Origin of the sequence: Shinella zoogloeoides (assembly GCF_030733845.1) — a bacterium.
Lineage (GTDB): Bacteria > Pseudomonadota > Alphaproteobacteria > Rhizobiales > Rhizobiaceae > Shinella > Shinella zoogloeoides_C.
Genome location: NZ_CP132311.1, coordinates 2507381 through 2518523, shown reverse-complemented (window position 1 = coordinate 2518523; position 11143 = coordinate 2507381). Strand labels below are relative to the sequence as shown.

Sequence of the window (11143 nt, the reverse complement as noted above, 5' to 3'; positions counted from 1 at the left end):
GACACGCACTAAGCCTTCAAGCGGCCTGCTTTTCTCCGCAGAGCATTTCGCGCTTTCCGGCAAAACCCGGCCGCCGCTCGACTGCAAAGCCCGCGGCGGCAAGATTGCGCCGCACGAAGCCGGCCGCCGCATAGGTCGCAAAGCGTCCGCCGGGAACGGTGAGGCCGAAGACCGCCGCCATCAGCTCCGCCGACCACATGTCCGGGTTGCGGGACGGCGCGAATCCGTCGAGATACCAGGCGTCGAAGGGCTGTATCTCCGCAGCCAGGCTGTCGAGCGCGGCGCCGCAGACGACGGTGAGACGCACGCGCGGTTCCAGCTCGATCTCGACGCGGCCTGCCGGCCTGTCCGGCCATCGGGCGGTCAGCGCCATGCGTTCCCGGGCGATCTCCGGCCAGTGCGAAAGCGCCCGGTCGATATCGGCGCGCGCCATCGGAAAGCGCTCGAAGGACGTGAAATGAAGGCTTGCGCCGCCCGGTGCCGTCGCCTGCCATTGCCGCCATGTCTCGCAGAGATTGAGACCGGTGCCGAAGCCGAGTTCGCCGATGCGGAAGGGGTCTTCGCGCTGCCAGCGGTCCGGCAGCCCGTTGCCCGAGAGAAAGACGTGGCCGCATTCCAGCCGGCCGTCGCTGCGGCAATAAAAGTGGTCGTCAAAGGCGGGCGAATAGGGCATATCGCCTTCGTGCCAGTCGAGGACCGCTTGGGTCTGCGGCGTATTTTCAGGGTCGTGATCAGCCATGGCAGATGCCGATAGTCGCGTGAAGGCCGCCGGTCAACCGGCCGTGGACCTCCTCGTCGCCGGCGGCGGGGTCATGGGCCTGTGGACCGCGCTTTTCGCGGCGCGCGACGGCCTATCCGTGCGCCTCGTCGAAAAGCGGACGATCGGGGCCGGCGCCAGCGGCGGCGTGCTCGGCGCGCTGATGCCGCATCTGCCGGACCGCTGGAACGCCAAGAAGGCGTTTCAATTCGCGGCGCTGGTTTCACTGGAAACGGATATCGCCGCGCTTGAGGCCGAAACGGGTCTTTCCGCCGGCTACCGCCGCTCCGGCCGCCTCATTCCGCTGGCAAAGCCCCACAACCGCGACATCGCCCTCGGCCATGCGCGGGATGCGCTCTCGGTATGGAAGACACCCGACCGTTCCTTCGCATTTGAGGTGCTGGACGGCGCTCCCGTCGCCGGTTGGCCGGCGGATGCCGCCATGGCGCATGGACTGGTCCACGACCAACTTGCCGCCCGCCTCGCGCCCCGCTCGCTGCTTGCGGCCCTGCGCGCCGCGCTCGACAGAATGCCGAACGTGACGCTCAGCGAAGGCGTCGGCATCGAAACGCTTGAGCCCGCGGCCGGCCTTGCCCGCCTGGATGACGGCACCAGCGTCGTTTTCGCCGACTGCGTGCTGGCGGCCGGTGTCGAAACCTTTGCCTTGCTCTCTCCACTCAATCCACCGCTTGCCAGGCCGGTCGGCATGGCGGTGAAAGGGCAGGCGGCCTTGCTCGAAGCGCCGGTAGATCCGTCCCTGCCGGTGATCTTCGCCGATGGTCTCTACATCTTGCCGCATGAAAACGGCCTCGTGGCGGTGGGCAGTACCAGCGAGAACACCTTTAACGACCCCCTGAACACGGATGTCCTGCTGGATGTCCTGATCGACAAGGCGCGCGATATGGCGCCGGTTCTGGCGAAGGCGCCCGTCGTGGAGCGCTGGGCGGGGCTGCGGCCCAAGGCGATCGGCCGCGAGCCGATGGTCGGCCGGCATCCGGACCACGCGAATGTCAGCCTGATGACCGGCGGCTTCAAGGTAAGCTTCGGCATGGCGCATGCGCTGGCGCGCGCGGTGCTGGACGAAATCAAGGGCGGCACGCTTGACGTACCGCCCTCGTTCACCGTCGCGGCCCACTTCAAGGAAGCCGGACGGATCTAGGCTCTCGTCACATCCAGTACGGCGGCACGCCGTAATAGTCGTGGATCACCTTGCCGTTGCGGCGGTTCCAGTCGTATTCGGCATCGCTTTCATAGTGTGGTGCCTGCTCGACCTGCTCCTTCGTCACATCGACGCGGTAACCGCCGAGGCCTTCGTCATAATTCAGCTTGCTCCAGGGCAGCGGATAATGGTCGTGACCGATGCCGAGGAAACCGCCGAAACTGAGCACGGCGTAGGAGACATGACCGCTGCGCTTGTCGAGGATAAGGCGTTCCACCGAGCCGATATGCTTGCCATCGGCGCCGTAGACGCTGGTGCCTTCGACCTTGTCGCTGGCGATCAGATCCTGGGTTTCGCGAATGTTTGCGTCCTGCATGGCCATAGGTGTTTCTCCTTGGTTGTCATGGACAGGAAACGGGCCAAGGCGGTATTGGTTCCTCTGCATGGGGTTATGCACCCGATTCAATTCGACTTCCGGCCGTCCGATGCACGGTTGAGCCCATTCCCGAGGTGATCGAATGACTGACAAGATTCTTCCGCGCGACCTGATCGGTTACGGCCGCACTCCGCCGCAGGTCCGCTGGCCGGGCGATGCGAATATCGCCGTGCAATTCGTGATCAACTACGAGGAAGGCGGCGAAAGCTGCATCCTCGACGGGGACGCGGCGTCGGAATCGCTCCTGTCGGAAATCGTCGGCGCGCAGCCCTGGCCGGGCCAGCGCAACCTCAACATGGAATCGATCTACGAATACGGCTCGCGCGCCGGCTTCTGGCGCCTGCACCGCCTGTTCACCAGCCGCAACGTAACCACCACGGTCTATGGCGTGACGCTCGCCATGGCGCGCAACCCGGAGGCCGTGGCCGCCATGAAGGAAGCCGGCTGGGAAATCGCCAGTCACGGCTACCGCTGGCTGGAATACAAGGACTATTCCGAGGAGAAGGAACGCGAGCACATCCGCGAGGCGGTGCGCCTGCACAAGGAATTGACCGGTTCCCATCCGCTCGGCATGTACCAGGGCAAGCCCTCGTCGAACACGCTGCGCCTCGTCATGGAGGAGGGCGGCTTCGTCTATTCCTCCGATTCTTATGCCGACGACCTGCCTTATTGGGTGCCGGGCCTCGACGGCGAGCCCTTCCTGATCATCCCCTATACGCTCGAAACCAACGACATGCGTTTTGCCACGCCGCAGGGGTTCAATGCCGGCGACCAGTTCTTCAACTATCTGAAGGACGCCTTCGACGTGCTGTACCAGGAAGGCAAGGAAGGCAGCCCGAAGATGCTGAACATCGGCCTGCATTGCCGCCTCGTCGGCCGGCCGGGCCGCGTCGCCGCGCTCGCGCGCTTCGTCGATTACGTGCTCGGCCACGAGAAGGTCTGGATTCCGCGCCGCATCGACATCGCGCGCCACTGGATCGAGAACCACCACCCCTCGAAAGGCAAGGGCGCATGATCGACCGCACCGATTTCCTCGACCGCTTCGGCGGCGTCTTCGAGCACTCGCCGTTCATCGCCGAGCGCGCGCTCGATGCCGGTGCCGTCGCCCTGCCGCTGACGGCGGCGGGCGTGCATGCCGCGCTGACGGACGCCTTCCGCAAGGCGAGCCATGCCGAACAGCTCGGCGTGCTCACCGCCCATCCGGACCTTGCCGGCAAGCTGGCGATCGCCGGCGGGCTTACCGAGGACAGCCGCAAGGAACAGGCCGGCGCCGGCCTCGACCGGCTGAGCCCCGCCGAGCACGCCCGGTTCACCGAGCTCAACACCGCTTACATGGAAAAATTCGGCTTCCCCTTCATCATTGCGGTCAAAGGGCTTGACAAGGACGACATCCTTGCGGCCTTCGAAAGACGCATCGGCAATTCGACCGATGACGAATTCGAAACCGCGAAAAGCCAGGTGGAGCGCATCGCGCTCCTCCGGTTGAATGCTCTGCTCCCCGGAGATTGACGATGCCCGACTACCAACGACCGCCCTTCCTCTCCCCGGGAGGGCTGTCCGATGGCTGAGATACTGAAGATCCAACCGCTGACCCAGGACGCCTTCGCCCCCTTCGGCAAGGTGATCGAGGCCGATCCCGCCTCCATGCGCTATATCAACGGCGGCACGACGGAGCGTTACCACGCGCTCACCGAGGTCGAAGCCGTGGGCGAGGACGCCAAGGTCATCATAAACCTCTTCCGGGGCAGCCCGCGCGCCTTCCCCTATGCCGTCGGCATGATGGAGCGCCATCCCTTCGGCAGCCAGAGCTTCTCGCCGATCGACGACCGGCCCTGGCTCGTCGTGGTGGCCGAGGACGAGGGCGGCAAACCGGGCCGGCCGCAGGTCTTCCGCGCCGGCGGACGGCAGGGCGTGAACTACCGCCGCAACGTGTGGCACCATCCGCTGATCGCGGTCGGTGCCGTCAGTGATTTCCTCGTCGTCGACCGTCTGGGCGGCGGCGTCAACCTCGAAGAATCCTTCTTCGACACACCGTTCATCATCGAACAGCCCTGAGAGGAACCATGAGCAAGACTGGCCGCCTGACGACCCACGTTCTCGATACCGCACTCGGCAAGCCCGCCGCGGGCCTCAGGATCGATCTCTACTGGATCGAGAACGAGGAGCATCAGCATATCGTGAGCGCCGTCACGAACGACGACGGCCGTGTCGATGCTCCGCTCGTCGAAGGCGTCGGCTTCATGGCCGGCACCTACGAACTGGTCTTCCATGCCGGAGAGTACCTGCGCGCGAGCGGCGCCGCCGTCACCGAGCCGGCCTTCCTCGACCGCATCCCGCTGCGCTTCGGCGTCGCCGATCCGTCGAGCCACTACCACGTACCGCTGCTGCTCTCGGCCTATAGCTACTCGACCTATCGCGGCAGCTAAAGGATCGCCTTCATCGGCTTGCCCGCCACATAGGTCTCGCGCACGGCGCGGTCGTCGCCGAGCGTCTGGAGCAGGAAGAGTTCGTCGGTAAGCGAGCGCACCACTTCCATCTTCAGCGCCATGGCGGGCGTGGCGGCGGCGTTGAGCACCACGAAGTCGGCATCCGTGCCGGCTTCCAGCGTGCCGATCCGGTCCGACAGGGATAGCGCTTCGGCATTGCCGAGCGTCATATGGTAGAAGCTCTCGAACGGGTTCAGCCGCTCGCCCAGCAATTGCTGGATCTTGTAGGCCTCGTCCATCGTCTTCAGCATGGAATAGCTGGTGCCGCCACCGATGTCGGTGGCAAGGCCGATGCGCACTGGCCTCTCGCGCCGCGACGGGCTTTTCAGCGGGAAGAGGCCGGAGCCGAGGAAGAGGTTGGAGGTCGGGCAGTGCACCGCCACCGCGCCGGCCTCGCTCATGGCGTCCGCCTCGCGATCCGACAGATGGATGCAGTGGCCGAACAGGCTTTTCGGGCCGAGCAGGCCGTATTTCGCATAGACGTCGGTATAGTCGATCGCATCCGGGTAGAGTTCGCCGGTGAAGCGGATCTCGTCGTGGTTTTCCGACAGGTGCGTCTGGATGTGGAGATCGGGAAATTCGCGGGCGAGGGCGGCGGCCATCTCCATCTGGGCCGGCGTCGAGGTGATGGCGAAGCGCGGCGTGATGGCGACGTGGTTGCGGCCCTTGCCGTGCCATTCGGCGATCACCGCGCGGGTCTCGTCATAGCCCATTTCCGGCGTGTCCTGCAGGCCCTGCGGGGCGTTGCGGTCCATCATCACCTTGCCGCCGACCATGCACATGCCGCGCTTCAGGGCCTCCGCGAAATAGGCGTCGGCCGAGGTCTTGTGCACGGAGCAATAGGCAACCGCCGTCGTGGTGCCGTGGCGGATCATCTCGTCGTAGAAATGGCGGGCGATGCGGGCGGCGTGCTCGCTTTCGACGAAGCGGCATTCCTCCGGGAAGGTATAGGTGTTCAGCCATTCGAGCAGGTTTGCGGCATAGGAGCCGATGACCTGCATCTGCGGGAAGTGCAGGTGCGTGTCGATGAGGCCCGGCAGGATGAGGTGCGGGCGGTGGTCGATCTCTTCCGCGTCGTCGCGCGCCTCGGCGCGCACGGCGGCATAGGAGCCGACGGCGACGATCCGGCCGTCCACCACCAGCAGGCCGCCATCCTCCTCGTAGCGGTAGCTTGCGGCATCGTCGATCGATTCGGGACGTCGGAGGAAGGAGAGCAGGCGTCCGCGGATCAGGGTTTCGGTCATGGCGGTCTTCCTTCTGCGACGGTTTGGAGCCAAACGGTGATGCGGGCGCGCGCTTGCCGGTGGCCGGGCCGGTTACCGGTCGGGCGACCCGCCTGCAGATAGATCCCGCCGGCATGAAGGGCAATCGCCAAATTGCCAAGGCGCCCCAAGGCATTACAACGCGTCGAAAGCGCCCTATATGGACTCCATGTTTGAACCATATCTGCATCGCTGGCATCTGGTGCCGGATGGCGATCCGATCGAGACGCATACCAGCAGCCTTCTGCCGGTAAGGCAAGCCGGCAGGAAGGCCATGCTGAAGCTGGCGCGGGCGGACGAGGAGCGCCGCGGCGGTTCCCTGATGGCGTGGTGGGCTGGCGTGGGAGCCGCGCCCGTCCTTGCCCATGCGGGCGAGGCCCTGCTGATGGAGCGTGCCGACGGGGAGCAATCGCTCTCGCAGATGGCGCGGGCGGGCAGGGACGAGGAGGCATGCCGCATCCTCTGCGCCACGGCATGGCGGCTGCATGCGCCGCGGCGGCAGCCGCTGCCGGATCTCGTCCCGCTCGCGCAGATTTTCCGTGCGCTGGAACCCGCGGCAAGGACGCATGGCGGGATTCTCGAACGCTGCGCGAAAGCGGCCGACCTGCTGTTGGCCACACCGAAAGACATCGTCGTCCTGCATGGCGACCTTCACCACGAAAACGTGCTGGATTTCGGCGATCGCGGCTGGCTGGCGATCGATCCCAAGGGCCTGCACGGCGAGCGGGGTTTCGACTTCGCCAATATTTTCACGAACCCCGACCTGTCCGATGCGCGCATTCCGGTGGCGACCGATCCACAGCGGTTTGCCCGCCGGCTCGCCGTCGTGTGCGAGGCCGCGTCGCTGGACAGGGAGCGCCTGCTGCTGTGGATACTTGCCTGGTGCGGGCTGTCATGGGCGTGGTTTATCGAGGACGGCGATCCGGCGCCGATCAACCGCGCGGTTGCCGAACTCGCGGCCGCCCAGCTCGCTCTGTGATCCCGGTAAAGCCTTTCAGCCAGTGGCTATGAAGGACGTCCCTTGGGTATCGGCACATCCACCACGTTTTCATCGGCCCATGTGCTGATCGCGCGGACCTGGCCGGGTATCTGGTCCCGCAGGTAGGAGTCATGTCCCGGCAAGCCCATCGGATAGAGCGCGTCGCGGCTCGCCTCGTAGGCGGCGCTCTTGTCGGTGCACAGGCGAACGCGCATGTCCTCCGGCGCGACACCGGTGCGGTTTTTCAGATTCTCCACCGGCCCCGCGCCGGAAGGCAGGCGGCCGTCGAAGGCCTGCGTGAAATATTGCGCGGAGCGTTCGTTGCGCTCGCGTTCCGTCGTCGCGCCCAGGATGACGACCATCACGCGCCGCGCATTGCGCGTGGCCAGCGCGACGATATTGCGCCCGGAGGCGCAGATGAAACCGGTCTTCATGCCGATCGTGCCGCTGAAGCGGGTCAGCAGCAGGTTGTTGGACTTGATCTCCTTGCCGTCGATCGTGACGGCCGAGGCCTGGAAGAAGCGGCGATGTTCGGGGAACAGGCGGTCCACCTCCATGCCGAGGATCGCGAGGTCGCGGGCAGTCGTGTAGTTCTTTGGGTCCGACAGGCCGTTCGGATTGGCAAAATGGGTACCCGTCAACCCGAGGCGGGTTGCCGCTTCGTTCATGCGCTTTACGAAGGATTTCTCGTCGGAACCCACGGCTTCCGCCAGCGCGACGGCGACGTCGTTCGCCGAGGCGGTGAGCATGGCGAAGAGCGCGTCTTCCAGCGTCATCGTCCGCCCGAAGGTCAGGCCGGATTCGAGAAAGGCCTGTTTTGTCGCGTTGCGGGTCATGGTGACGGGGGTCGTCATGTTCACTTCGCCGGCGCGGAGGGCTTCGAACACGACGAACGCCGTCATGAGCTTGGTCGTGGAGGCCGGATACCAGGGCGCGCCGGCATCCTCCTGATAAAGCACCTGATGGCTTTCGGCATCGACGACGAGCACGGGCGTCGCATGGGCCGGTGCATACAGGAAAAGCGATGCGAGCAACGCCAATCTTTTCCATGGCCGTCCGGCCGTTGTGTTTGTGGTCATGGGCAGTCTCCGGAGAAGCGTCCTAATGACATCATGCGTTGTGGAAGCGCAAGCGTTTGCTGCAGGTGCGACAATGAGCGGGGGCCCGGCGCTAGACCTCTTTTGGCATCGTGGCGAGGATCCAGTCGCGGAACGCGCGGACCTTCTGGATGTTGCGGCGGTTTTCCGGATAGGCGAGCCAGTAGTCGCGGCCGTCGTTGCAGGTGAGTTCGAACGGCTGGTAGAGCAGGCCCGCGGCGACCTCTTCGCGGAAATGGCCGGGATTGAGGATCGCGACCCCCTGGCCGGCCATGGCCACCTGTGCGTCGATGGTCTGGATGCCGAGTTCGTTCGGGGGGAAACGCTCGAGGTTCGGGTTGTCGATGCCGGCGGCGGAAAACCAGGTGCGCCACCAGATGTCCGGCGGGCTGATGATCGTCAGTTTCAGGAGGTCGGCCGGCTCGTGGATACCGCCGATCGTCTCGGCGAGCGCCGGGCTCAGCATGGGCGCGAAGTCCATGCGCATGACGCGGTGGCATTCCAGGCCCGGCCAGTCGCCCTTGCCCCAGCGGATCGAGACATCCGCTTCTTCACGGGCAAAGTCGATCACCTCCTGCGAGGTGGAGAGCCGGACGGCGATGTTCGGATGCTTGAGCTGGAAGTCGCCGAGCGTGCGGCTCAGCCATTGCGTGGCGAAGGTGGGCGTCGAGTGGATGTGCAGCTTCTGTTCGCTCGCCCCGCGCAGGTCTGCCACCGCTTCGGCGAGCTTGGCGAGCCCTTCGGCAACCTTGGGCGCAAGGCGCTCGCCGGCCTCGCTGAGAATGACCTGCCGCGGCTGGCGCAGGAACAGTGTCTCGCCAAGCGTCTCCTCCAGCAGCTTGACCTGGTAGCTGACGGCGGTCTGCGTCATGCCCAGCTCGTCGCCGGCGCGCGTGAAGCTGCCCTGCCGGGCGGCCGCCTCGAAGACGCGAAGCGCATTGAGCGGAAAATTGCGCGACATCTTCATGACCAAGTTCTCTTTATGCATGCAGACGAAGGTTCGATTGGAATTCCATCATTTTCCGGCGCACTCTGCAAGCAATGGATGGGATTTATGAGGTTTAGCCATGACATGTATCGTCGATCAGGCGCCAATGGGCGCCCTGCAGTTTCGAGAGCCGAGCCTCTGGCATAAGCTCTCTATGGCCTTTCGCCGCCGGACGGTACGGCGTCTTCCACGGCTCGACCCGCGCGAGCTCTCCGATCATCTGAAGCGCGATCTCGGCTTTCTCGACGGCCGCTAGGCCTGTTCGGCCTGCCATGCGGCGAAGGCGAGCAGCACCTCGGAGGTGGTCATCGCCGCGATGACCTCCGGCCGCTTGTCGCCGACCGCCGTGCCGCCGATCGGCAGGACCAGCCGGTCGGCCACCGCGCGGTCCACGCCCTCTTCCTCGATATGGTGCAGGAAGCTTCCGCGCTTCGATTTCGAGCCGACCATGCCGATATAGGCAAGGTCGGTGCGGGCGAGCGCCGCCTGTCCGATCAGGAAATCGAGCGCGTGGTCATGGGTGACGATGACGACCGCCGAACCGGACGGAATATCGGCGATCAGCGATTCCGGCATGGCGCTCAGCCGGTGGTGCACTTCGGAGGTGAGCTGGTCGAGTTCGCTCTCGCGCGCCTCGACGACGAAAACGTTGAGCGGCAGCAGGGTCATCGCCTCGGCGAGCGCCCGCCCGACATGGCCGGCGCCGAATATCCAGACCTGCGGCTTGCGGCGCTCTTCCTCGGCGAGGCGCGCATCGAGTGCGTTGCGGGCCTCTTCATCCGCGAAGGTGAAGGCGAGCTCGACGCGGCCGCCGCAACACTGGCCGATCTCGGGGCCGAGCGGAATGTCGAGCTTCGCCTCGCCGCCGGCATCCGCCAGCAACTTGCGGGCGTTCTCGATCGCCAAATATTCGAGCTGGCCGCCGCCGATCGTGCCACGGATTTCGGTCGGCGCCACCAGCATGAACGTGCCTTCATCGCGCGGCGCGGAGCCCCTGGTGGCGGTGACGTCGACGATGACGACGCGGTGTTCTCGGGCCAGAAAGCCCTCGAGACTGTCCTGCAGAAAGTTCATCTCATCCTTCTTGCGCGTCCGGCCGCCGGCGATCCACCGGCGGCGCGAGCGCCTTATTGGGCGGTCCAGCCGCCATCGACGGAGATATGGGTGCCGTTGATCGACTTTGCCGCATCCGAGGCGAGGAACAGGGCGATGGCGGCGACCTCGTCGGTGCCGACGAATTCCTTGGTCGGCTGGAATTTCAGCATGACATCGCTTTTCACCTGCGCCTCGCTGATGCCGCGGGCCTTGGCGGTATCGGGGATCTGCTTTTCGACGAGCGGTGTCAGCACGTAGCCGGGGCAGATGGCGTTGGCGGTGATGCCGTTCTCGGCCACTTCCAGCGCGACGGTCTTGGTGAGGCCCATAATGCCGTGCTTGGCCGCCACATAGGCTCCCTTGAACGGCGAGGCGACGAGGCCGTGCGCGGAGGCGACGTTGATGATGCGGCCCCAGCCCTTGCGCTTCATGTGCGGCACGGCGGCGCGAATGGTGTGGAAGGAGCTGGAGAGGTTGATCGCGATGATCTGGTCCCACTTCTCGACAGGGAAATCCTCGATCTTCTCGACATGCTGGATGCCGGCATTGTTGACGAGGATATCGACCCCGTCGAACTCCTCGACCGCCGTCTGGATGAGATCGGCGATTTCATGCGGCTTCGTCATGTCGGCCGGATGATAGAGCACGCGGCCCTTGCCGAGGCCCTCCAGCCTGGCGCGGGTCGCCTCGATCTCGTCTGCCGGGCCAAAGCCGTTGATGACGACGTTGGCGCCGCTTTCCGCGAAGGCGCTGGCGATGGCAAGGCCAATGCCGCTGGTGGAGCCGGTGACGACGACGCTCTTCATGTTCTCTGTCTCTCCCGATATGCTGCGTTGCGGCAGCCTACGCCTAAAACTCAAGCGATGACAATTGCGTTTTACGCG

Annotated in this window: 14 protein-coding genes; 7 read left to right on the top strand and 7 right to left on the bottom strand. The window is 65.2% G+C overall.

The features are described 5' to 3' along the window. Positions 1-16: 16 nt before the first annotated feature. Positions 17-739: a tRNA (5-methylaminomethyl-2-thiouridine)(34)-methyltransferase MnmD gene (gene mnmD, locus Q9316_RS13485; RefSeq protein ID WP_306032118.1), complete on the bottom strand. Its 723-nt coding sequence runs from the start codon at positions 737-739 to the stop codon at positions 17-19. Between mnmD and Q9316_RS13480 the strand changes: the two genes are divergently transcribed. Continuing rightward, the gene (locus Q9316_RS13480; RefSeq protein ID WP_306032117.1) at positions 738-1916 is read left to right on the top strand and encodes an NAD(P)/FAD-dependent oxidoreductase; all 1179 of its coding nucleotides are present in this window, start codon (positions 738-740) and stop codon (positions 1914-1916) included. The two genes, mnmD and Q9316_RS13480, sit on opposite strands and share 2 nt — an antisense overlap. 7 nt (positions 1917-1923) lie before the next feature. Here the strand turns inward: Q9316_RS13480 and Q9316_RS13475 are convergent, their stop codons facing one another. Further along, positions 1924-2298 (bottom strand): PRC-barrel domain-containing protein, encoded by a 375-nt coding sequence (locus Q9316_RS13475; RefSeq protein ID WP_306032116.1) that lies wholly within the window; start codon positions 2296-2298, stop codon positions 1924-1926. A 136-nt stretch (positions 2299-2434) separates the two neighbouring features. Between Q9316_RS13475 and puuE the strand changes: the two genes are divergently transcribed. The 4 genes from puuE to uraH are packed head-to-tail and all read left to right on the top strand — an operon-like array spanning position 2435 to position 4778. Then, positions 2435-3367, top strand: coding sequence for an allantoinase PuuE (gene puuE, locus Q9316_RS13470; protein WP_306032115.1), 933 nt, complete (start codon positions 2435-2437; stop codon positions 3365-3367). Then, positions 3364-3861 carry a 2-oxo-4-hydroxy-4-carboxy-5-ureidoimidazoline decarboxylase gene (gene uraD / locus Q9316_RS13465; RefSeq protein WP_306032114.1) on the top strand — a complete coding sequence of 166 codons (498 nt, stop codon included), beginning with the start codon at positions 3364-3366 and terminating at the stop codon, positions 3859-3861. Before puuE ends, uraD begins: the two co-directional genes overlap by 4 nt. Before the next feature lie 51 nt (positions 3862-3912). Beyond that, positions 3913-4407: an ureidoglycolate lyase gene (locus tag Q9316_RS13460; RefSeq protein WP_306032113.1), complete on the top strand. Its 495-nt coding sequence runs from the start codon at positions 3913-3915 to the stop codon at positions 4405-4407. A gap of 8 nt (positions 4408-4415) precedes the next feature. Then, positions 4416-4778 carry a hydroxyisourate hydrolase gene (uraH, locus tag Q9316_RS13455; protein ID WP_306032112.1) on the top strand — a complete coding sequence of 121 codons (363 nt, stop codon included), beginning with the start codon at positions 4416-4418 and terminating at the stop codon, positions 4776-4778. Here uraH and guaD read toward each other — a convergent pair. After that, a complete protein-coding gene (guaD, locus tag Q9316_RS13450; RefSeq protein ID WP_306032111.1) occupies positions 4775-6082 on the bottom strand; it encodes a guanine deaminase in 1308 nt (435 codons plus the stop codon). The genes uraH and guaD overlap by 4 nt on opposite strands. Positions 6083-6269: 187 nt before the next feature. Here guaD and Q9316_RS13445 point away from each other — a divergent pair, with 187 nt between their 5' ends. Beyond that, on the top strand, positions 6270-7079 hold the full coding sequence (locus Q9316_RS13445; RefSeq protein ID WP_306035296.1) for an aminoglycoside phosphotransferase family protein: 810 nt from the start codon (positions 6270-6272) through the stop codon (positions 7077-7079). Between the two features lie 26 nt (positions 7080-7105). Here the strand turns inward: Q9316_RS13445 and Q9316_RS13440 are convergent, their stop codons facing one another. Next, on the bottom strand, positions 7106-8158 hold the full coding sequence (locus Q9316_RS13440; RefSeq protein WP_306032110.1) for a D-alanyl-D-alanine carboxypeptidase family protein: 1053 nt from the start codon (positions 8156-8158) through the stop codon (positions 7106-7108). 91 nt (positions 8159-8249) lie between these two features. After that, positions 8250-9143, bottom strand: a complete 894-nt coding sequence (locus tag Q9316_RS13435) for a LysR substrate-binding domain-containing protein (RefSeq protein WP_306032109.1) — start codon at positions 9141-9143, stop codon at positions 8250-8252. 100 nt (positions 9144-9243) lie between these two features. Between Q9316_RS13435 and Q9316_RS13430 the strand changes: the two genes are divergently transcribed. After that, positions 9244-9420 (top strand): hypothetical protein, encoded by a 177-nt coding sequence (locus Q9316_RS13430; RefSeq protein WP_306032108.1) that lies wholly within the window; start codon positions 9244-9246, stop codon positions 9418-9420. On the opposite strand, the gene xdhC is transcribed toward Q9316_RS13430, so the two are convergent. After that, the gene (xdhC, locus tag Q9316_RS13425; RefSeq protein ID WP_306032107.1) at positions 9417-10238 is read right to left on the bottom strand and encodes a xanthine dehydrogenase accessory protein XdhC; all 822 of its coding nucleotides are present in this window, start codon (positions 10236-10238) and stop codon (positions 9417-9419) included. The two genes, Q9316_RS13430 and xdhC, sit on opposite strands and share 4 nt — an antisense overlap. Positions 10239-10291: 53 nt before the next feature. Next, positions 10292-11065, bottom strand: coding sequence for a 3-hydroxybutyrate dehydrogenase (locus tag Q9316_RS13420; RefSeq protein ID WP_306032106.1), 774 nt, complete (start codon positions 11063-11065; stop codon positions 10292-10294). Positions 11066-11143: the final 78 nt, after the last annotated feature.

Bases quoted from the DNA above. Each gene is read 5' to 3' on its own strand.
- Q9316_RS13480 (WP_306032117.1), top strand. From the start codon at position 738: ATGGCAGATGCCGATAGTCGCGTGAAGGCCGCCGGTCAACCGGCCGTG.
- mnmD (WP_306032118.1), bottom strand. From the start codon at position 739: ATGGCTGATCACGACCCTGAAAATACGCCGCAGACCCAAGCGGTCCTC.
- Q9316_RS13475 (WP_306032116.1), bottom strand. From the start codon at position 2,298: ATGGCCATGCAGGACGCAAACATTCGCGAAACCCAGGATCTGATCGCC.
- puuE (WP_306032115.1), top strand. From the start codon at position 2,435: ATGACTGACAAGATTCTTCCGCGCGACCTGATCGGTTACGGCCGCACT.
- uraD (WP_306032114.1), top strand. From the start codon at position 3,364: ATGATCGACCGCACCGATTTCCTCGACCGCTTCGGCGGCGTCTTCGAG.
- Q9316_RS13460 (WP_306032113.1), top strand. From the start codon at position 3,913: ATGGCTGAGATACTGAAGATCCAACCGCTGACCCAGGACGCCTTCGCC.
- uraH (WP_306032112.1), top strand. From the start codon at position 4,416: ATGAGCAAGACTGGCCGCCTGACGACCCACGTTCTCGATACCGCACTC.
- guaD (WP_306032111.1), bottom strand. From the start codon at position 6,082: ATGACCGAAACCCTGATCCGCGGACGCCTGCTCTCCTTCCTCCGACGT.
- Q9316_RS13445 (WP_306035296.1), top strand. From the start codon at position 6,270: ATGTTTGAACCATATCTGCATCGCTGGCATCTGGTGCCGGATGGCGAT.
- Q9316_RS13440 (WP_306032110.1), bottom strand. From the start codon at position 8,158: ATGACCACAAACACAACGGCCGGACGGCCATGGAAAAGATTGGCGTTG.
- Q9316_RS13435 (WP_306032109.1), bottom strand. From the start codon at position 9,143: ATGAAGATGTCGCGCAATTTTCCGCTCAATGCGCTTCGCGTCTTCGAG.
- Q9316_RS13430 (WP_306032108.1), top strand. From the start codon at position 9,244: ATGACATGTATCGTCGATCAGGCGCCAATGGGCGCCCTGCAGTTTCGA.
- xdhC (WP_306032107.1), bottom strand. From the start codon at position 10,238: ATGAACTTTCTGCAGGACAGTCTCGAGGGCTTTCTGGCCCGAGAACAC.
- Q9316_RS13420 (WP_306032106.1), bottom strand. From the start codon at position 11,065: ATGAAGAGCGTCGTCGTCACCGGCTCCACCAGCGGCATTGGCCTTGCC.